Origin of the sequence: Streptomyces sp. NPDC052023, from assembly GCF_044548465.1 — a bacterium.
GTDB lineage: Bacteria > Actinomycetota > Actinomycetes > Streptomycetales > Streptomycetaceae > Streptomyces.
In genome coordinates this window covers 21669-40390 of sequence record NZ_JBIUBW010000030.1, presented here as the reverse complement: position 1 = coordinate 40390, position 18722 = coordinate 21669, and the positions used below count along the sequence as shown (strand labels likewise).

The following is an 18722-nucleotide window of genomic DNA, read 5'->3' as shown; positions in this document are numbered from 1 at the left end:
CCGCAGCCGCGACTGGGGCCGGCCAAGATCGGTTGCCAGGGGCTACCCCGTAACCGCTGGCTGGCGACAGCATTGAGCCGCTCCCTGCGCCGGCCACCTTGGTCGCCGCGGGCGCTGTCAGTGGGCCCAGGCATACTGCCTGGATGACCGCCTCTTCATCCATCGCAGTCGTGGCGGCCCACGGCTCCCCTGTCCGGGTGGTGTCGATGTGCGGCCCTTTGATCGCCGTACCCGTCTCCGCCCCGAGTGCATGGCGAGGCTGCACCGAGTGCGGGGTCATGGCGGGAGGCGCCACCGCTCCAGACGACTACGGCCGGGCCTGTGCGGTGGATGATCTGGCCGGTGTGATCACCGTTGGGCGACAAGGGTGCGCAGGCACTGGTGCGGGCGGACGAGCCGGCCACCAGCTGCTACCTGCCCGAGCACCGAGCGTTCCTGCGGTGGAGTCCACTGGAAGACCGGAGCGCTGATCCCCTACGCCGACGGCCGTCCTTTCGCCTGGTTGGACGACGAGCAGAGCGAGCTGGATCAGGCGTACGTGACGGCCCACCGCCAAGGGCCCGCGCTCCTGCACCACGTCAGCCCGCGGATCGGCCTACGGGAGAACGACTTCCACATACTCGCCGACTTCGCCTGGTCCCTGATCACCTCACGAACCATCGGCTGAGCACCTTGCCACGTCGCGGTCTTGCCGATCTCTCTTCCTCGAGCAGATCGACGGAGTGACCGGCGCGCGCGACGTGCTCTCGTGGCTCCGGCACGGTGCCTCGGCACCGACGAAGCGCATCGCCTCGTCCCGGCCTCAGCGAGCGCGAGCATCTGCTGGTGATCACGTGGCGCACAGGCAGTGGCTCAGGGCAGCACACAGAGGCGCCCGGTGTGCCGAACTGATCTGGGCGCACCAGGCACAGGCGAAGGGATGCCCACAGGGGCGGGGTCAGCGACCTGTGGCGCTCTGCGTCTTGGACAGCCAGATGCGGTAGCCGCGCAGGGCCCTTCGCTGCTCAGCGCGTCACTGCAGAGAGGGTTCTCGACACCGGGGTGGCGGTCGTCGGCATGGGCACCTCCCTCGCGGTCAGCCCCGACCTCCCCGACCGCTGGAGGCAGTATCGGGAGGCGGATCGCCAGATGGAGCCGGTGACCTGGTCGGACAAGGCCCTTGCCTCCGCTGCCGGCATGGCAAAGGTCCGCCATCAGATGCGCCGCCTCGCCCGTGGCCGGAAATCCAAGCCCGGCACCCACCCGGCAATTGCCCTGATTTCCGAGTAGCGAAAAGCCTGACAGATGTCACCGTCCGTGGTGGAGCGCGCGGAGCAGATCGTGGCGGAGCTGGCAGCCAACGCGGCGCTGCACGGCCGTGCTCAGGGACGCGACGTCCGCCTGGCGCTCCGCCTCGACCCCACGGCCGGACTTCCGCGAATCGCGGTCACCGATGCTCGGGGCGACCACATTCCATCAGCCGTCACGGACTTCGAGACTCGGCCCGACAGTGAGACAGGCCGTGGCCTCCTCCTCGTCACTGCCCTGGCCGACCGCTGGGACACGGAACCGTATCCGCCGGGCGGCGAGACCGTCTGGGCGGAAATCGACTTCTCAACCGCCCAGGGGTCCGGATGGATGGACTCGACTGACGTCGGCGCGGGCGGCACGGACGCGTCCCGACGTGCGCGGAGTGTGTGGACCGCGTGATGGAGCGGCGAGCCCTGCGTAACTCTCGGGGAACTATGGGTGCCCTTCGCCCCAGCAGTGATGCAAAGCGCGAGGCCAAGGAGTCGCGGTATGGCCCGCAGAATACGGCCGTTGACGGTGGCGGACGCATTTGCAGTGCGTTGCCGTGTGTCGACATCAGTGAGCAACTACTCTCCACCACCTCCTCTATGATTGTTGAAGAGTAAATCTCATCGCGCCTGCAACTAGTTCCCGAAGACTCATTGCAACCGTGGACGTCCGCACGTTCCCGGGGTTCGCGGTGGTGACACGGCTCAAGAAAGGCGAATTGCATGGCCCTCGGACTGCTCCGGCGTCGGCGTTCCCGCACCGCTTTCGGTGCCCCGCCGGGCATCTCGGTACCCCTGCCGGCCGGCGCGGGCGCATACACCTGCGAGGTCGTCGATCCCATGGGGCAGCCCCTGGGGGGTGCCGAGGTCACGGTGACGGCGCTGGACAGCCACCGCGTCGTCACCTGCGGCACCACTGACCCGTACGGCCTGTTCATGGTGACCCTGCCGCCGGGCTCGTACAGCGTGATGGCCGCGGCGGAGGGGCTCACCCCCGCCCGCGAGCCCGTCGACATAGCCGCCGGAGTCGTCCTCGCCCCGGCGCGCATCACGCTGCTTGCCGCCCGCCAACTGGAACTCCCGCCGCCCGGCACCTGGTTGTTCGACCCGCCGCACACCGCGATCCGGTTCATCGCCAAGCACGTGGGCATGGCGCACGTCCACGGCCGGTTCACCCGTTTCGACGGCGGCATCCGCATCGCACCGGACATGGCCGACTCACAGGTCTCGGTACGCATCGACGCATCCAGCATCACCACAGGCAACAAGACCCGCGACAACCATCTGCGTTCCGGGGACTTCCTCGACGTCGAGCGTTATCCGTACATCGATTTCGCCAGCAACCGGTTCGTCTACCGCGGTGGCTCCAAGTGGACGCTGCACGGCACGCTCACCATGCATGGCACCAGCCGCTCCGTGAGCCTGGACACGTCGTACCTCGGTACGGTGAACGGCGGCTACGAGCAGGAACTGCGCTGCGCGGCGCTGGCGAAGGCGGAGTTGCACCGCGAGGACTTCACCCTCAACTGGCGTTCCATGCTCGCCCGGGGCATCGCGGTCGTCGGTCCGACCGTGCAACTGGAGCTGGACGTACAAGCGATGTACCGCACCCCCGAGACCCCCACGCCCCCGGAGTAGGCGACAGGCCGGTCCTCCGCGCCCCACCGAACCTGGGGTCGGCGGTCGCCCATGCCCCGGACCAATCCGACACAGGGTTGCTTCCAGCGGTAGCCCTCGGCCGCCTCGTCGCAGGGGCGCAGAAACGGCTGCGCCCCCCACGCACCAGGTCGGCGTCAGCCGGGGGCAGCGTCAGCGACGCGCGACGCATGCGGACGCTCCACGAGGCCGGGTCAGGGAACACCGACAGGCGCGGGACCAAGTCGCGCAGGGCCAGCCCCTCACGGCAGCGGTCCAGGCCGGAGACCTTCAGGCGGCAGCCCTCCGGAAAGGTCCGTTGCCCGAAGGCGACAGGCTCGTCCAGGGTCCGCACCGAACTGGCGATCGTGGCCCGGCCGACGACCCGTCCGAGGTCCCGCGTCGGATTCCGGAAGCAGCCCCGCGTAGAGGAAGATCTCATCGCCTTCCTCCAGCGCCCTGGCCGCCGCGCCCGCCCCGCGGGGAACGCCATCCGCTGCTCGGTCACCACCCCGCTCAGGGCGGCTCGGTCTCCGATGACCAGCAAGTGCGAGGCCAGCATACCGATCACGATAACTGGGAGGGGCGGGCCACTCGACGAGCGAAAGCTCATGAGTCCAGAGGACCCGTCTCCTCCCCCGTTCTGGTCGTCCTACAACCCCGCCCTCGCCAACAGCACGGGCAGCGCCTCGGGCTTCACCTTCTGCACCGACCTCACCTGTCCGAGGCCCAGTTCCTCCCGGCTGACCGGGCTGTCGTACAACGCGTCCGTGGGATCCGGCAGCAGTGTCACCTCGACTCGGTACGAGAACTCCGGGTCTTCTGGATCCTCGTACGGCGCCCCGTCGACCTCGGCGACCGCCGCGACGGCCGACTCCGGCGCACTGAAGAAGAACCACAGGCGGTCGCCCTTGCTCATACGGTTACGCCGGCTGAGCCACAGATCGAGCTCGGGTTCCTCCCGCGCGAGTCTTCGGATGGTCTCCTTGTCCGAAGGTTCTCCGTCGAGCGTGTCCTTGTTCGGGTTGAGGATGTAGATCCAGTCCTCCACGTTTCCTCCAACTCCCGCTGTCGCCCCGCGAGTACGGAGCTGTCCCAGCGTCCATCGTGTCAGCAGACAGAGCCGCCACACACGGGAATGACCAAGGCCCAGCAGCTTCGTGAGCTGCACAGTGTGCGTGCACGGCTCTTGCGGGCGCTGCAACCGAGGCTCGGGCTGGACGGGCGACCCTCGTCGACCCAGCCGGATGACGCCCCGCTGTCTTCCGTCGCCGCTCAAAGCAGCCCTCCCCATACATCACTGGTCCACGTCAGCGGTTCCTGCATCCGCGAGCGCGTCGTGTTCAGCGTGGGCGACGGCGGACTTCTCGTCTTCCGTGGCGGGCGCTGGGAACAGGGCAGTCCGGCCGGGGACAGTGCTCTCCTCGACACTCGCACCGAGGCGCTCCCGCACGCCTACAGCAGTGTGAAAGCATCCCTCCCCAGAAGGACCCCGAGTTCGCCGACCACCTCGCGCACGCCCTGAGGTCCCCCCGTTGTCCGATTTCCTTTGGCAGGCCCAGACCCGAGCCAAGTCCTACGACGACGACCGGACCGTCATCTGCGTGTGGGAGGAGGGGGCATGAGCACGGAGGACGGCGCGGACGTCGCCCGCGCATCGCTTGTGATGCGGGACCGGGTCGGCATCGGCGGCCAGGGCGATGTGCATGCTCTGGCCGACGGCTCCCTGCTCTTCAAGGAGTACAAGTACCCGTCCAAGGTCAACGGCGGCGCACTCGCCGACCTGGTCGCGTTTCGGCAGAGCCTCGGCCAGTCGGACCGGAGCCGCCTCGATTCTCTTGCAGCCTGGCCCCTCTGCCGGGTGGTCGATGGCGGGCGCCCGCTCGGATTCCTGATGCGGCGCGCCCCGTCCGACGTGAGCCGGCGCTCCGCTGTCGGGACCACGAAGCTACTTGAGCTGCAGTACCTGATCAGGCCGCCCAAGGTGGCCTGGCAGGAGGTGGCGCAGCCAAGTCCGGAGCTGCGCCGAGCACTGGCACTGGCACTGGCCTGTATGGAGGCCATCGGCTGGTTCCACAGTGCCGGGCTGGTGATCGGGGACATCTCGCAGGCCAACGTGCTGTGGTCCCTGAGTCCAGACACCGCCGTCCACTTCCTGGACTGCGACGGCTTCCGCCGAGTGGGGCGTGCGGCCGTGCAGGCCCAGGCCGCCACTCCCGATTGGAACGACCCGCTGGTGCCCTCCACCGATGCGACGGTGGACTCGGACGCGTACAAGACTGCGCTCGTGGCGGGACGCATCCTCGCCAAGGACCCTTAGGTCTCACCGGGAGAGGAGCTGGAACTCGTCGCAGGCTGCCTGAACGACCGGCAGGAAGCCGCGGTGCGGCGGCTCTTCTCGCAGGCCGCCGGCGAACGAGGAACGCCTCCCCGGCCGAGCGAGTGGCAGACGGCGCTGAGCGACCGCGGCACCATCGCACCGACCGCGGCCACTCCCCGCCCTCGGCCCGCCATAGACCACACGGTCCTGGACGGAGCGCGGGACCGGAGTCCCATCAACCTGCGCACCCCGGCACGGTAGCGAGGCGGTTCGCCGGAGCCGGGAGACGCCGCCCCGACGACGGGGCGCTGAAGGCCCTCGAAGCCTCCAGCGACCCGCCGCTCGGTGTCTCTCCGGGCTCAGGCGCCCTGAGCCTGGCGCAGGCGCCGGGCCTTGGCCCGTCGGTGCGGGGCCGCCGGGTCGGCGACCGTGCCGGCCGTCTGGGTGCGGGGCACGGTGGTTCGGCTGGTGTCCAGCCGGGCCGCGACCCGTGCCAGGGCTCCGTCCCCGGGACGCGCGGCGATGTGGAAGTGCGAGACCTTCACCGGGGTCAGGTCACCGCCCCACACGACCGTCCCGTCACAGTCCGCGAGGATGTCCCGCACGATCGCCTCCTGGTGCGGCCACAGCCGCTCGCTCCCCTTCAGCGGATAAGCGGTGGGGTGGAGCGCGATCGCGGTGCCGGACAGATGGTTGGACTCGAAGTCGGCGCCGACCGTACGCCGCGTGGTGTAACCGGCGACACCGCCTCCCTCACCCGTGTCGATCGCGGCGATCTCGTAGTGCCAGCGCCGCGCGACGTGCAGCAGCACCGTCGCGACCTCACCATGCCGCAGCCCGAGCGACGCGGCGGACCCCTCGACGTGGTGGACGGTGACGGTGGCGGGTTCGATCCGCCAGCCGTTGGCCGAGGCGCCACCCGCCCAAGGCCGCGTGCGTGGCACGGCCGCCGCTTCGGGGGTGGCCAGGGCGCCCGACGCCACGGCCAGCACGCCCGTGCCGACGGCGGCCCCCAGGAGACTGCGTCTGGAGATCATCGGCTTCCTCCCTCATCCTCGGCCGACGGCGGAGACGCCGGGATCGCCGCCGTCGCGCCAGATGTTGTGGTCCAGGCCCCAGCCCGCCTGGAACTCGTACTCGTGGATCTGGTTGAACGACCAGTTCTCCGGCAGCGGGAAACCGAGGTTCCCCGAGAACCCCCAGGACATCCCGGACACGAACGACCAGCGGGCGCCGGCGTCCTTCGACACCCGGATGCACACGTTGCGGGAACCGTAGACGCCGAAGGTGTAGCGGCTGCCGAGTTCGGCGAGAGCGGCCTTGACGCCGTTGAAGTACGGCACGACATGGCTGGTGATCTCCTCGTCCGTCGCGTCGTAGTCGACCCCGAAGTAGATGCACGTACCGGCGCCGATCCCGTGTTCGGCGGCCTTCGCGTGGGCCTTCTTCCCCTGGTCGTAGCCCTTGTCATAGGTGAAGTTGCCGAGCTCCGTGCCGTTGTACTGGAAGATGGGGAAGAACCTCAGCCCGGCGTTCAGAATGGCCTGCGGCTCGCCGGGCTTGAGCGCCTTGCCGAGATAGCCCTCGTCACCCGGGGCGAGATGCTCGTCCAGATAGCGGCCGACGATGTGGTAGCCGTTGGCCTTGAGCAACTGACCGCGCTGCGGGGTGATCTCCGTGATGCAGTCGCAGCCGGTGGCGTCCCGTGAGGTGTCACCGGACGACACGAGGAGCTGCGCCCAGGTCGCGTAGTCGTTGTGGCCCGTGACCGGGAGCTGGGAGAACCTCTGGAAGGCCTGGAGCCACCCCACGTGCGTGCCCGTGCGGGCGTCGGTTCCGATGTCCGCCGGCAGGTAGTGCGCCTGTCCGTTCGCCGTGTATGTCGGTGAGTTGACGTAGCACGCGGCGCGGAACAGGTACCGCAGATCGCCCGTGAGGGTCGCCGATCCCCGTCCCTTGAGGGCTGCCTGCGTGCCGGGTCCGAAGTACCCGTTGATCGAACCCAGCGCGATCCCTGTCTCGTACTGGATGGCCATCATGAGCCCCTGCTGGACATCGCGGGAGTAGATCCCGTCGCAGGGCACCAGACTCATCGCGGGAATGCCGATGCCGGCCACATAGCGGGCGTTCAACCGCTGCTGGATCGCCCGGACGTGGGGGTCGCCACCCGGCACGAGCCGGAACTGGTCCATGCGCAGCAGCGACTTCAGGACATGCGGCCACATGGCGAGGCGCTGCCCGGCGTTGGCATGGTCCAGGCCCATGTCGGCGTACAGCTGCCGGAGGGATGCCTCGGACTCCTCGCCCCATCCGCCGAGGAACTGGGAGGCCCAGTAGCCCTTGCACCACAGCGCCCCGTTGTACAGGCGCAGCAGATTCTCGTTCCGCTCGAACTCCGGCACCGACTCGCGGTTCTTCACCGCGTTGAACGTGCCGGGGCCGAAGTTCTGGACGGTGGGAGATATGCCGAGTTCGTGCTGGAGGCCCTGGGTGAGGGAGAGCACGGTGTTCCAGCCTGTGTAGCCGGTCTCGGGGCAGAACACGTACCCGGGTGCCGCAATGTAGGTCGCGTTCACCCACTTCTGCGTCCGGTACACATAGATGTCGGCAGGTCCCCGCCATGGCGCGGACGGATCGATCGTCGTCCCCTGACGCGCATACATGTGCAGGTTGCCGGGGCATTCGGTGTCGTACTGGAAGGAGTGCGGGAGGATTATTTTCCCGGTCTTCCTGGGAGCCTCGTGACGCAGATGGTCGATGAGGTTTCTGATCGAGCGCAGCATGGCCTCGCTCGCCACGTCCTGCGAGCGGATCATGCCCAGGATTGAATAGAATCCTTCATTACGCCCCACGCCCTCGATGAACGGCGCTTTGCCGGCGTTTCCTGCACCGCGTTCGTATCCGCGCCCCTGGTAGATGTGGCCGTGCGGGCAGACGAGGAAGTTGTAAGCGATGTCTCCCTCGTATTCGCTGCTGTTCACGTGATCTTCGTAGACGCCCGCGACCGCCCTCCGGCAGTCCTCCTCCGTCTGAAGGTTGCTGGTGCTGCCGGTGCCCAGGTAGTGCAGGAAGACACCCATGTGCCCCGACCACGGCTCTCCCGGAACGGGCGGCAACGAGGCGTGTTCCTGTCTGAGCCAGGGGGCGTACTGTCCCCAGGTGGCACGCAGGTTGATGGTGATGGCCACTTTTTCTCGCTCCGGTCAGCAGGCGTAGTGCGGGTCGTGGATGTAGTCGGCGTCGTCGGTGAACCAGCGGTGCCCGCTGATCGCGTTGTCCGCCCAGCCGCCGTCGAGGAACTTCTCGTAGCCGAGGGACAGGTCGGCGTAGTAGCTGCCCGCCTCGATGCAGAACGACGACTGGTTCGTGCTCGGGTTCACGTCACGGCGCAGCGCGACCTCGCTGAAGAGGCCGGGGAAGCCGTTGTTCCACACGGAGGTGGCGCGGTCGTTGAAGTTGCCGCAGTCGTTGCCCCACCACTCGTCGTTGCGGTCCCACCGGCACCAGTCGCCCCGGAAGTTGGGCAGGTCGTAGGCGTAGAGGTAGCCGTCCGCCCCGTCGGCCGCGGCCAGTGCGCTGAGGTCGGCGCCGGGCCGTACCGGGGTCGGCGCGCCGGGCGTGGCGCCGGCCGCCGCCGGTGCGGATGGTCCGGTGTCCGAGTCGGCCATCGCGGGACCCGCGGTGGCGACCAGCCCGATCACGGCCGCCATGGCCAGGATGCTGCGTACGTACTGCTTCATCTCGTGCCTTTCTTGTGGGTGTTGAGCCGCGACGGGTCTTCGTCGCGGACGATCCGGTCCGCCTCCGGCAGTGCGGCGAGCCGCATCCGGCGGGCGTGGATCACGTCGGCGAGGTACTGCTCGCGCACCTGCGCGAGATGCCGCTCCTCGACGTCCGTGGCGACGTCCGCGAGGCCTGAGCCGACGGCGCAGGCCGCCTCAGCGACGGCGTACTCGATCTCCTTGGCCTCGGGCGCCGAGTCGCCCAGCGCGGCTCGCAGCCGCTGCGGGGACTCATGCGGTAGCCCACGTCCGGCCGCACAGTCCGACCAGTCCCGCAGCGCCTTCGTGAACACCGGGTCCGCCTGCGCCCGGCTCATGGCCAGCGCCGTTACCCCGCGGTCCACGGCGTCGGCGCCGAACCAGGTGCGGAAGTCGCCGTACAGCTCACCGCGCGCCTCGCTGGTGCAGCCGCGGGTGCTCCGCCCGGTCGTCATCCCGCCGGGCAGGGTGACCTCGACGGTGTCGACGCCACCGCCCTGCCAGGCGCGCAGCGCCTCGGCGCGCCGCTCGGGCGTCAGGGCCCGGAGGCGGTCACCCACTGGGTCGTCCGCGCGCAGGCGGGCGGTCTCCTCGGGGGTACGGACGCGGGTGCCGTAGCCGTGCTCGCGGGCCCAGGCCACGTCGGCCAGGACGAGCGCCATCGGTGGCGGCTCGGGGCCGCTGCGGGCAGGCTGGGGTGCGGCGGGCAGAGCGAACCCGGCGCGGGCCATGCAACGGCGCTCCAGGATTTCCTCGGCCCGGCGGAGGGTCGCGAGTTCCTCGGTGGTGGCCTCGCGTGGGAGCGTCGCGTCCGGCTCGGCGCGCGCGCCCGGGTCGCCCGGTCCGCAGGCGGCAAGCGTTGTGATCAGCAGCAGTGACAGCGCGGCGAATCTGCGCACCAGGTCTCCCCCACACCCGTACGTCTCCGGTCGCCTTCGGGATGTCCGGGAGGCCGACCGTCCTCGGTCGCCTTCAGGGTGTCCGGTAGGCCGAACGCACCGCACGCACTTTCGGTCTCACCCGAAAAGCCCTGCCGCACAGGGCCGTTGTGAAGGAAGCGACGCAACTGCCGCGCCCCTGCGTCCCTCTTACCTCACAGCCAGTCACCTCGGGGGGTTTCGCCTGTGCTGAACATTCATTTCTCTTCCGATGACCTGGGCCGGGTCCGTCTCGCCACCGCACCGGACCCGTCCTGGGAGATGTTGCTGAGCCTGCACGCGCTCGGCGCCTCACCGGACCACATCGTCTTCGGGCCCTGGCGGGCCACGGCCCTCAATCCACTCGATCCGGCGATCTCCCTGCTGCGCCGGCTGGCACCGCCGCGCGGCTACTCGCCCGATTTCCTGACTCCGGGCGTGGGCATCGACCTGGAGTCCGCCGTGGACGCCGTCATGAGCGTCGGCCGCGCCCGCCTGCGCGGCGAACTCGCCCTGCTGCCCGCCCGGCGCCACGCCGATCCGTGGATGCGCGGGCTGGCCCTGGGCGAGCCGGAGACGATGCACCGGCTCGGCGGGGCCATGCGCCGCTACCACCAGCAGGTACTCGCACGCCCGTGGCCCCGCATCCGTGCGGTGATCGACGGCGAACGTGCACTGCGTGCGCGCGACCTGCTGGACGGCGGCGTCGAGCGGCTCCTGGGCAACATCCATCCGCTGGCCCGTTGGGAGCCGCCGGTGCTCACAGTGGACTACCCGGTGCGCCAGGACCTCTTCCTCAACGGCCGCGGACTGCTGCTGATCCCCTCGTACTTCTGCTGGCGCCGCCCCATCACACTGCGCGACGGGGAACTGGACCCGGTGCTGGTCTATCCCGCCAACCGCGGCCTCCAGCTCCTCACGGAGGACGGGGGAACCCCCCAACTGACCGCGCTCGCCCGCCTTCTGGGCCGCACCCGCGCGGCGGTGCTGGAGGAGATCGCGTCGTCCAACGGCACGACCGGTGGGGAGCTTGCCCGGCGGCTGGGCATCTCGGCCGCCTCGGCAAGCGAGCACGCCGCGACCATGCGGGACGCGAACCTGATCACCAGCCGGCGGGTGACGAACACCGTCTGGCACACCCTGTCCCCGCTCGGCCAGGCGCTGCTCGAAGGGCGCAGACCGGACGACGAGCCGCCCGGTCCGGGACGGGCCCGGATCGGCGCGCGGTCGGCATGACCCGGCGACGGTGTGCGCCCCGTCTGGCAGCGGGGCGTCGCTCCACCGCCCATCGACAGGAACCCGCACCCGCCCCAACTCCTTCGACCATCTCGGATGTCATCGTTCCCAGGCCCACCTCGAAGCCCCCACGACGGGCACACGCGGCTCCCCGCGTGCGCTCGCGAGGCGACCATCGGTCGTGTGAACGTCGCGGGCGCAGCTTGGCGGCCTGCCGAGCGGGATCCGGTGGTGTGATCGGGCAGTAGGTGGCGGATCGTGTCATCGGGATGGTGAGCGGGCGGAGTTACAAGGGGTGGAGAGGGCGCCCTCCACTCTGATTGCTCGCAACGATCCGCAAGGAGTGCCACATCCATGACTCGGATGACGACAACGAAGAAGTGCGCGGCCGCCGTGGCGGTCGCGGTCGCGCTGGCGGGAGCGCCGGCGGCGGCCCAGGCCGTCGCGCCGGAGCAGGTGCCGGCCGCCGCGAAGGCCCACGGCCGGTCCATCGGGGCGACCGCACACGCGGCGGACACGGTGCGGGTGGTGGCGCCGGGGCAGCGTATCGATGCCGGGGCAGGCGTCGAGCTGTGGCTGACCGGGGAAGGCAAGCACTGGTCGACACCTGAGATGGACTACCAGTTCCGTAGCGTGGTCGACGGCAACATCGACCTGGGCACTCCCGGCATCGGCCTGATGACGGAGCCCCTGGGCGACCGCTACTTCCTTTCCGGGATCTACGTGACCAAGCACAGCACCGTCCGGGTCGTCGTCGACACCAGCGACGGCAAGGTCGCGGCCTCTGTCGTCCGGCTGGCCGGCAAGCCCGGCTGGGGCGTCTGGTACACCGACGCCCCCCTCCACGACAACCTCACCATCAACAGCGTCACCCTCTACGACAAGCACGGAAAGAAGATCACGTCCCTCACCCCTTCCCACCCGTAGGCAAGCCCGGGTCCTGACGGCTCTTCAGAGGTGACCCTCCTGGGCGAGGGCCGGATCCTTCCGGCCCTCGCCCTGGCCACCCAGCCGACCCCGTCCCCTACTCCCCCCAACTTCAAGGATCCGTTGTCGTGACGCACGAGAGCCACGCCGACTTCACCGAGTTCGCCACCGTGGCCTGGCCCCGCCTGGTGCGTACGGCTCATATGCTCACCGGTGACTTCCACGAGGCCGAGGACCTCGTCCAGACCACGCTGGCCAAGGTGTACGCGCGGTGGCGGAAGATCCCGCGTGACGAGGTCAACGCCTACATACGCCGGGCTCTGGTCAACAACAACATCAGCCGGGTACGCAAGAAACGTATAGCCCACCTGCTCATGCCGTTGCTGCCCGAGCCGATGCACCGGTCGCACGGCGGGCACGCCGAGGCCGTCGAGCAGAGTGCCGTACTCGTCCAGGCCCTCGCGGTCCTGTCCGCCCGCCAGCGTGCCGTGGTGGTGCTGCGCTACTGGGAGGACATGAACGAACAGCAGATCGCCGAGGCGCTGAACTGCTCCGTCGGCACCGTCAAGACGCATGCCCGGCGCGGCCTGGAGGCCCTGCGCAGCCATCCCCACCTCATCCTCCACCCAGCCCACCAGGAGGCGAAGCGCTGATGTCCCGGACCTCTGGGCCCTTCTCCGAGCTTCGGTACGAAGCCGAACGACTGCACGACGCATTCAGCGAGGTGGCCGACGCCGTCACACCTTCGCCCGTGCCCCTTGCCGCCATCGAACGGGCGGGCCGTGCCAGGCGGCGCCGACGCGCCGCGGGGCTGGCGATCGGTTGCTGCCTGCTCCTGGCTCCGCTGACCTTCGTCACGGCCCGCGCCGTCCTCCCCGACCACAGCCCTCCGGAACGGACCGAGGTCGCCTCACGCCCCACGCAGTCGGATACATCGGCCGAGGACACGGTGCGGGTAGTGGTACCGGGCGAGCGGGTCGACGCCGGGGCAGGCGTCGAGCTGTGGCTGACCGGGGAAGGCAAGCACTGGTCGACACCTGAGATGGACTACCAGTTCCGTAGCGTGGTCGACGGCAACATCGACCTGGGCACTCCCGGCATCGGCCTGATGACGGAGCCCCTGGGCGACCGCTACTTCCTTTCCGGGATCTACGTGACCAAGCACAGCACCGTCCGGGTCGTCGTCGACACCAGCGACGGCAAGGTCGCGGCCTCTGTCGTCCGGCTGGCCGGCAAGCCCGGCTGGGGCGTCTGGTACACCGACGCCCCCCTCCACGACAACCTCACCATCAACAGCGTCACCCTCTACGACAAGCAGGGGGAGGAAGTCGCCACCACGACCCCCACCCAGCCATGACGACCCGCGCCTTCCGGTGTGTGCTTCGGCGCCTCCCTGCGAGGATGCAGACCTGACCGGCCGACTGTACGAGAGGCGGCGTGCGGCACTTGAGTCGCCGTTCGTGGAGTGCTCACTTGCCGCGACGGCCACGGGCGGAAGTACGAGGCGCACGCTGCTGGGCCGCTACGACAGGGCGCGCCGCCTGCAACAGAGCGGACGCAGCCGGACAGTGCCCCTGGCCGTCGGCCTCGCACCGGCGAACGCACTGACCCCGTCGACCGGTTCCCACCCCCTGCGGGCGGGGTGGACGTCCTCGGCAGGCTCGGAAACGCGACGCTCACCGGGCGTCGTCCCAGGGCAACTCGCCAACGCGACACCCGGCGGCTTGCTGACCGAGCCCCACCAACTCCTTCGCGAACCGTGGACCAATTCGGCTGTCAGTCACTCGCCAGGGAGGCCGGTGTGCTGGCGGCGGTCGGCTGCCATTGCTTTCGCCGTGGTCGCTCTGGGAGGCGCGGTCGTTGGCCGCCCAGTCGAGATGCAGCGGACTGGCTGGTCGTGGTTGAGGAGGACCGCGATGGCCAGAACTGCTCCGTCGTCGGCCAAGTCGCTCGCCAGGTAACCTCGTCGTCAAGGGCAGCCCTGACGTCGGTGAGGGGTTTGGGGAGTTCGGGCTGGTCGTGGGTGACAATCCGGGGTAGCAGCCGGCCGCCGCTCTGGTCGATCGCGACGCAGTGGTGGTGGGCCTTGCCTTCCTCGACGCCGACTCAGATCGGTTGTAGTGCCGCAACGCGATGTGTTGCGGGCTGATTCCTCACGACCGACCTCGCTGTCGATTCCCTACGGAGCGATCATTCGCGATTCCTCGTCAGCAGCCGCGTTGTCGTGTGGCGTCGGGCGGCCAACCGATGGAAGCCACAAACAGGCGAAGCTCGAAAGCCACATCCGACGTTCCTGCTTGGGCGAACCACATGAAGGACTCGCGCTCTCGCGGAGAAGACGAGGCAAGTCATGAGCACACGACAACGACGATGCCATCCACTCTGATCCGCTGCGGAACCGGTCTCGGTGATTCACCCACCAGCCGCTCCAATCCCATCGTCAGAGTCCCCAAGCGGGGCGTTGATCCACTCCGGCCTGACTGCGGGATCGACCGGCTACCCACTGTGTGGCTGTACAGCTTGAGCGACTGGGCCGAGACGGGGCGATTCGCCGGCGCCGGAACACAGACTGGGACACCCTTCAGTTCGGCGATCAGTGCCGGCAGGGGTCTGGCGCAACGGAAGAGCACCTGCGCAGCCCTGTGGAGGCCAGCGGCGGGTTACGTCCGGCCGCACCTGAGATCGAAGCGGTGTCCGCTATGCCATGAATGGCGAGGCCCGGTGGGCCGTTTTACCATCAACTAATGGTGCTTCGCGCTACGAGGCGCCCCCTCATATCGCCATGGCCAGGATCGATCGGATCGAGGCGCTATGAAGCAGGAAAAGGCCAGGGCGCGCCGCAGCGAAGCACCGCCGGATTTCCCGGCCGTGAGCGTCACCCTTGAAGTCAACGGCGAATCCTATCGTCTGAACTTGGATTCGCGAGTGACACTCCTGGACGCTCTGCGTGACCATCTGGGGCTCACCGGGGCCAAGAAGGGCTGTGACCAGGGTGCCTGCGGTGCCTGCACCGTGCTCGTCGACGGGAAGCGCATCGTTTCGTGTCTCGCACTCGCGGCCCAGTACGACGGTCGTCGGATCACCACGATAGAAGGCCTCGGGGACGACAGTGAGCCGCACCCGATGCAACGGGCCTTCGCCCGTCACGACGCGTTCCAGTGCGGTTACTGCACGCCCGGGCAAATCATGTCCGCCGTGTGTCTGCAGGCCGAGGGCCGGGCAGGCACCGAGAAGGACATCCGTGAATTCATGAGCGGAAACATCTGCCGCTGCGGCGCCTATCAGAATATCCGTGCCGCAATTCGCGAAGTCGTGGCGGAGGGTAACGATGCGTCCCTTTGAGTACGTCCGGCCGACCGAATCCGACCAGGCCGTGGCGGCCGTGACCGCTGATCCGCAGACGTCATTCCTCGCCGGTGGCACCACGCAACTGGATCTCATGAAGGACGGCGTCCTCAACCCCGATCGGCTGGTCGACATCACCGGACTGCCGCTGCGGGGCATCATGCACACCACCACGTCGGTGCATGTCGGTGCCCTGACGACGATGGAGGAGCTCGCGGCGGACGCCGTACTGCGTGAGCGGCTGCCGTTCGTCCGGGAGGCACTGCTGCTCGGGGCCTCCACCCAGCTGCGGAACATGGCCACCATCGGCGGCAATCTCCTTCAGCGTGCGCGGTGCCGCTACTTCCGCGACCCCACCGTGGGGGCCTGCAACAAACGCGACCCCGGTTCGGGCTGCGCGGCCATCAGCGGTATCCAGCGCATGCACGCCATTCTGGGCACGAGCGAGCACTGCATCGCCCTGCACGCCTCGGACGTGGCGGTCCCCTTCGTGGCGCTCGACGTGATCGTCCACGTACAGGGTCGTGACGGCCCCCGGACCGTTCCGCTGACTCGGTTCTATCTCCCGCCAGGTACCACTCCGCACGTCGAGAACGTCCTGAACCACGGTGAGCTGATCACCGAGGTGGAGATCCCGCTGCTGCCGGTAGGAACCAGGTCGCACTACGTCAAGGTGCGTGATCGCGTGTCCTACGAGTTCGCCCTGGCCTCGGCCGGCGTCGCCCTGGAGATGGACGGCGACACCGTCCGCGAGGCCCGGATCGGCCTCGGCGGAGTGGGGACGATTCCGTGGCGGGCCTGGGGCGCCGAAGAGGTGTTGCGGGGGGCCGTGGCCGACGGCGACACCTTCCGGGCCGCGTCCGAGGCGGCCCTCGAAGGCGCCCGGACACTGCCAGGCACCGCGTTCAAGGTGGAACTGGCCAAGCGCACCCTGGTGCGCACTCTGGAAATCGTCGCGGGAGCGCAGTCATGACCACCGTCGAAACTCGCACGCCGTTGATCGGCGAAGGCATCGACCGCGTCGACGCCCCCCTGAAGGTCACCGGGACGGCGAACTACCCCAATGACTTCAGCTACCCCGGCATGGTCCACGCGGCCCTGGTCGGCAGCACCATCGCCGCCGGACGCATCCGGAGCATCGACGCCTCCGAGGCGCAGGCCGCTCCGGGCGTCCTCACCGTCATCACGTACCTGACCGCCCCTCATTTGGAGCGCGGACCGGTGACGTTGCTCGGGCCGTCCGTGCCGGCGCCGCTGCAGGACGACCGAATCCTGCACTACGGCCAGCACGTGGCGGTCGTCGTGGCCGACACCCCGGAACAGGCCCGGCATGCCGCGTCCCTGGTGCGCATCGACTACGAGCCGGCCGCCGAGGCGCTGCTCGACACGGAGGACCCTCGCGCGCAGATCGTGGAGGACCCGTGGGGCAAGGACCACGAACGCGGCGACGTCGAGGCGGGTTTCGCCCAGGCCGACGTGGTGATCGACGAGCGGTACACCACTCCGGACAACACCAACAATCCACTCGGCCTGATGGGCACCATCGCCGCCTGGCACGGCGACTCGGTCACCATCCACGACTCCACGCAGTGGCCGCACAACGTGCGCACATCCATCGCGCAGATCTTCGGGATCCCGGAGAGCGGAGTCCGTGTCCTGGTTCCCTTCATCGGCGGCGGTTTCGGCGCGGGCCTGCGCGTGTGGTCCCACACCATCCTCACCGTGCTGGCCGCTCGCGAGGTCAGGCACCCGGTGAAGCTGGTACTCACCCGGCCGCAGATGTTCACCTCGGTCGGGCACCGCCCCGACAGCGTGCAGCAGATCAAGATCGGCGTCACCCGGGACGGTGACCTCACCGCCATCGAACACCTCAGCATCTCGTCGGTGACCATGGACGACGACGACTACGAACCGGTGGCGTCCGGCACAGCCGTCGCCTACGCCTGCCCCAACGCCCGCACACGGGACCGGCAGGCACGGCTGAACATCCCGTGTCCCGGCTCCATGCGAGCGCCTGCGGAGGCACAGGGCAACTGGGCCCTGGAGTCCGCCATCGACGAGGCGGCCCACGCCATCGGCATGGATCCGCTCGCCTTCCGCCTGCGCAACTTCGCCGAGGTCCATCCCGTACTGAATCTGCCCTGGTCGAGCAACGCGCTGCGCGAGTGCTACACGCTGGGCGCGGAACGGTTCGGCTGGTCCATGCGCACGCCGGAGATCGGCTCCATGCGCGACGGCCGCTGGCTCATCGGGTGGGGGATGGCGGCCGGGGCGTTCCCCTTCTTCCAGACCCCGTGCCAGGCACGGGCGTCGCTGCGCCACGACGGCTCGGCCTACGTGCGCAGCGCCGCCGCCGACCTGGGCACCGGCACCTACACGGTGATGACCCAGCTCGCGGCGGAACTGCTCGGCCTGGAGATCGGCAAGGTCCGCTTCGACCTCGGCGACTCCGACATGCCGTACGCGCCCATGGCCGGCGGGTCAGGTCTGACCGGGACGCTGTCGGGCGCGGTCAAGATCGCCTGCACCAAGCTCATCCAGGAGTTCCTCGACGTCGTCCGCGACGACGAGGCCTCCCCGCTGCGCGGCGCCGGACCGGAGGACGTGAAGGTCGGCGAAGGCCGGCTGTCCCTCATCGACTCGCCGGACCAGGGCGAGGCCTTCGTCGACATCCTCGCGCGGCACGGCCTGGAGGAGCTCAGCGCGGACGGCCGTAACACTCCGCCCGTGGCCGAGAGGATCGGGATGGCACCCGCCGGGGCCTTCGGCGCCAAGTTCGTCGAGGTGCGCATCGACCCCCAGCTGGGACTGCTGCGAGTGGCTCGCGTGGTCACGGCCATCGACGGCGGACGCATCCTCAACGAGAAGACCGCCCGGAGCCAGATCATCGGCGGGACTGTCGGTGGCATCAGCCAGGGGATATTCGAGGAGACCGCGACCGACGCCGGCACGGGTCGCATCGCCAACGCCACCTTCGCCGACTACCTGATGCCCGTCAACGCGGACATCCCCGACATCGAGGTCATCTTCTGCGGCGAACCCGACCGCGCATCGAGGGTCGGCACCAAGGGCGTGGGGGAGGTCGGCCTCGTCGGCCTGGCCGCGGCGATCGGCAACGCCATCCACCACGCCACCGGCCGCCGGCTGCGGTCCCTGCCCATGACCATCGAACAACTGATGCTCTGAGAACGGCCTCCCGCACGGCCGCCCTGTCCGCGGTCGTGCGGGAGGCCTGCCTAGGCGGCCAGGGTCGCAGTGGTCGTCACGTCCACGAACTCGGGGCGACGACCGCCTCCCGCGCCCG

Annotated in this window: 16 protein-coding genes and 2 pseudogenes; 13 read left to right on the top strand and 5 right to left on the bottom strand. The window is 69.1% G+C overall.

What is annotated here, in order from left to right; all coding sequences use genetic code 11:
- Positions 1-143: 143 nt before the first annotated feature.
- The 5 genes and pseudogenes from ACIHCM_RS35160 to ACIHCM_RS35140 all read left to right on the top strand — a co-directional run.
- Positions 144-305: pseudogene (locus ACIHCM_RS35160) on the top strand (hypothetical protein); the annotation flags it as partial.
- A 137-nt stretch (positions 306-442) separates the two neighbouring features.
- Positions 443-667: pseudogene (locus ACIHCM_RS35155) on the top strand (hypothetical protein); the annotation flags it as partial.
- Between the two features lie 389 nt (positions 668-1056).
- The gene (locus tag ACIHCM_RS35150) at positions 1057-1269 is read left to right on the top strand and encodes a hypothetical protein (RefSeq protein WP_399905350.1); all 213 of its coding nucleotides are present in this window, start codon (positions 1057-1059) and stop codon (positions 1267-1269) included.
- A gap of 15 nt (positions 1270-1284) precedes the next feature.
- The gene (locus ACIHCM_RS35145; RefSeq protein ID WP_399905347.1) at positions 1285-1689 is read left to right on the top strand and encodes an ATP-binding protein; all 405 of its coding nucleotides are present in this window, start codon (positions 1285-1287) and stop codon (positions 1687-1689) included.
- Positions 1690-2000: 311 nt separating this feature from the next.
- Positions 2001-2915, top strand: coding sequence for a YceI family protein (locus ACIHCM_RS35140; RefSeq protein ID WP_399905344.1), 915 nt, complete (start codon positions 2001-2003; stop codon positions 2913-2915).
- 649 nt (positions 2916-3564) lie between these two features.
- Here the strand turns inward: ACIHCM_RS35140 and ACIHCM_RS35135 are convergent.
- Positions 3565-3963 carry a hypothetical protein gene (locus tag ACIHCM_RS35135; protein ID WP_399905341.1) on the bottom strand — a complete coding sequence of 133 codons (399 nt, stop codon included), beginning with the start codon at positions 3961-3963 and terminating at the stop codon, positions 3565-3567.
- Positions 3964-4533: 570 nt separating this feature from the next.
- On the opposite strand from ACIHCM_RS35135, the gene ACIHCM_RS35130 reads away from it, so the two are divergent.
- Positions 4534-5232, top strand: coding sequence for a hypothetical protein (locus ACIHCM_RS35130; RefSeq protein ID WP_399905338.1), 699 nt, complete (start codon positions 4534-4536; stop codon positions 5230-5232).
- A gap of 359 nt (positions 5233-5591) precedes the next feature.
- Here ACIHCM_RS35130 and ACIHCM_RS35125 read toward each other — a convergent pair whose 3' ends face one another.
- From ACIHCM_RS35125 to ACIHCM_RS35110, 4 genes are read right to left on the bottom strand one after another with little or no spacing between them, the layout of a single operon-like run.
- Complete coding sequence (locus tag ACIHCM_RS35125; RefSeq protein ID WP_399905335.1) at positions 5592-6269, bottom strand: hypothetical protein; 678 nt, start codon at positions 6267-6269, stop codon at positions 5592-5594.
- Positions 6270-6281: 12 nt separating this feature from the next.
- The gene (locus ACIHCM_RS35120) at positions 6282-8420 is read right to left on the bottom strand and encodes a glycoside hydrolase domain-containing protein (protein ID WP_399905332.1); all 2139 of its coding nucleotides are present in this window, start codon (positions 8418-8420) and stop codon (positions 6282-6284) included.
- Positions 8421-8435: 15 nt separating this feature from the next.
- The gene (locus tag ACIHCM_RS35115) at positions 8436-8972 is read right to left on the bottom strand and encodes a hypothetical protein (protein ID WP_399905329.1); all 537 of its coding nucleotides are present in this window, start codon (positions 8970-8972) and stop codon (positions 8436-8438) included.
- Positions 8969-9892: a hypothetical protein gene (locus tag ACIHCM_RS35110; protein ID WP_399905326.1), complete on the bottom strand. Its 924-nt coding sequence runs from the start codon at positions 9890-9892 to the stop codon at positions 8969-8971. The genes ACIHCM_RS35115 and ACIHCM_RS35110 overlap by 4 nt, the downstream gene beginning before the upstream one ends.
- Before the next feature lie 225 nt (positions 9893-10117).
- Here ACIHCM_RS35110 and ACIHCM_RS35105 point away from each other — a divergent pair, with 225 nt between their 5' ends.
- From ACIHCM_RS35105 to ACIHCM_RS35075, 7 genes are all read left to right on the top strand, one after another.
- Positions 10118-11146, top strand: coding sequence for a MarR family transcriptional regulator (locus ACIHCM_RS35105; RefSeq protein WP_399905323.1), 1029 nt, complete (start codon positions 10118-10120; stop codon positions 11144-11146).
- A gap of 354 nt (positions 11147-11500) precedes the next feature.
- A complete protein-coding gene (locus tag ACIHCM_RS35100; RefSeq protein WP_399905320.1) occupies positions 11501-12073 on the top strand; it encodes a hypothetical protein in 573 nt (190 codons plus the stop codon).
- Positions 12074-12201: 128 nt separating this feature from the next.
- Positions 12202-12726, top strand: coding sequence for a SigE family RNA polymerase sigma factor (locus ACIHCM_RS35095; protein ID WP_399905317.1), 525 nt, complete (start codon positions 12202-12204; stop codon positions 12724-12726).
- Positions 12726-13430 (top strand): hypothetical protein, encoded by a 705-nt coding sequence (locus tag ACIHCM_RS35090; protein WP_399905314.1) that lies wholly within the window; start codon positions 12726-12728, stop codon positions 13428-13430. Before ACIHCM_RS35095 ends, ACIHCM_RS35090 begins: the two co-directional genes overlap by 1 nt.
- 1454 nt (positions 13431-14884) lie before the next feature.
- Positions 14885-15415 (top strand): (2Fe-2S)-binding protein, encoded by a 531-nt coding sequence (locus ACIHCM_RS35085; RefSeq protein WP_399905311.1) that lies wholly within the window; start codon positions 14885-14887, stop codon positions 15413-15415.
- Complete coding sequence (locus ACIHCM_RS35080) at positions 15402-16391, top strand: FAD binding domain-containing protein (RefSeq protein WP_399905308.1); 990 nt, start codon at positions 15402-15404, stop codon at positions 16389-16391. The genes ACIHCM_RS35085 and ACIHCM_RS35080 overlap by 14 nt, the downstream gene beginning before the upstream one ends.
- A complete protein-coding gene (locus ACIHCM_RS35075) occupies positions 16388-18604 on the top strand; it encodes a xanthine dehydrogenase family protein molybdopterin-binding subunit (RefSeq protein WP_399905306.1) in 2217 nt (738 codons plus the stop codon). Before ACIHCM_RS35080 ends, ACIHCM_RS35075 begins: the two co-directional genes overlap by 4 nt.
- Positions 18605-18722: the final 118 nt, after the last annotated feature.

What these genes read in the sequence shown, in the direction of transcription:
- ACIHCM_RS35150 (WP_399905350.1), top strand. Translation starts at nt 1,057, where the DNA reads ATGGGCACCTCCCTCGCGGTCAGCCCCGACCTCCCCGACCGCTGGAGG.
- ACIHCM_RS35145 (WP_399905347.1), top strand. Translation starts at nt 1,285, where the DNA reads ATGTCACCGTCCGTGGTGGAGCGCGCGGAGCAGATCGTGGCGGAGCTG.
- ACIHCM_RS35140 (WP_399905344.1), top strand. Translation starts at nt 2,001, where the DNA reads ATGGCCCTCGGACTGCTCCGGCGTCGGCGTTCCCGCACCGCTTTCGGT.
- ACIHCM_RS35130 (WP_399905338.1), top strand. Translation starts at nt 4,534, where the DNA reads ATGAGCACGGAGGACGGCGCGGACGTCGCCCGCGCATCGCTTGTGATG.
- ACIHCM_RS35125 (WP_399905335.1), bottom strand. Translation starts at nt 6,269, where the DNA reads ATGATCTCCAGACGCAGTCTCCTGGGGGCCGCCGTCGGCACGGGCGTG.
- ACIHCM_RS35115 (WP_399905329.1), bottom strand. Translation starts at nt 8,972, where the DNA reads ATGAAGCAGTACGTACGCAGCATCCTGGCCATGGCGGCCGTGATCGGG.
- ACIHCM_RS35100 (WP_399905320.1), top strand. Translation starts at nt 11,501, where the DNA reads ATGACTCGGATGACGACAACGAAGAAGTGCGCGGCCGCCGTGGCGGTC.
- ACIHCM_RS35090 (WP_399905314.1), top strand. Translation starts at nt 12,726, where the DNA reads ATGTCCCGGACCTCTGGGCCCTTCTCCGAGCTTCGGTACGAAGCCGAA.
- ACIHCM_RS35085 (WP_399905311.1), top strand. Translation starts at nt 14,885, where the DNA reads ATGAAGCAGGAAAAGGCCAGGGCGCGCCGCAGCGAAGCACCGCCGGAT.
- ACIHCM_RS35080 (WP_399905308.1), top strand. Translation starts at nt 15,402, where the DNA reads ATGCGTCCCTTTGAGTACGTCCGGCCGACCGAATCCGACCAGGCCGTG.
- ACIHCM_RS35075 (WP_399905306.1), top strand. Translation starts at nt 16,388, where the DNA reads ATGACCACCGTCGAAACTCGCACGCCGTTGATCGGCGAAGGCATCGAC.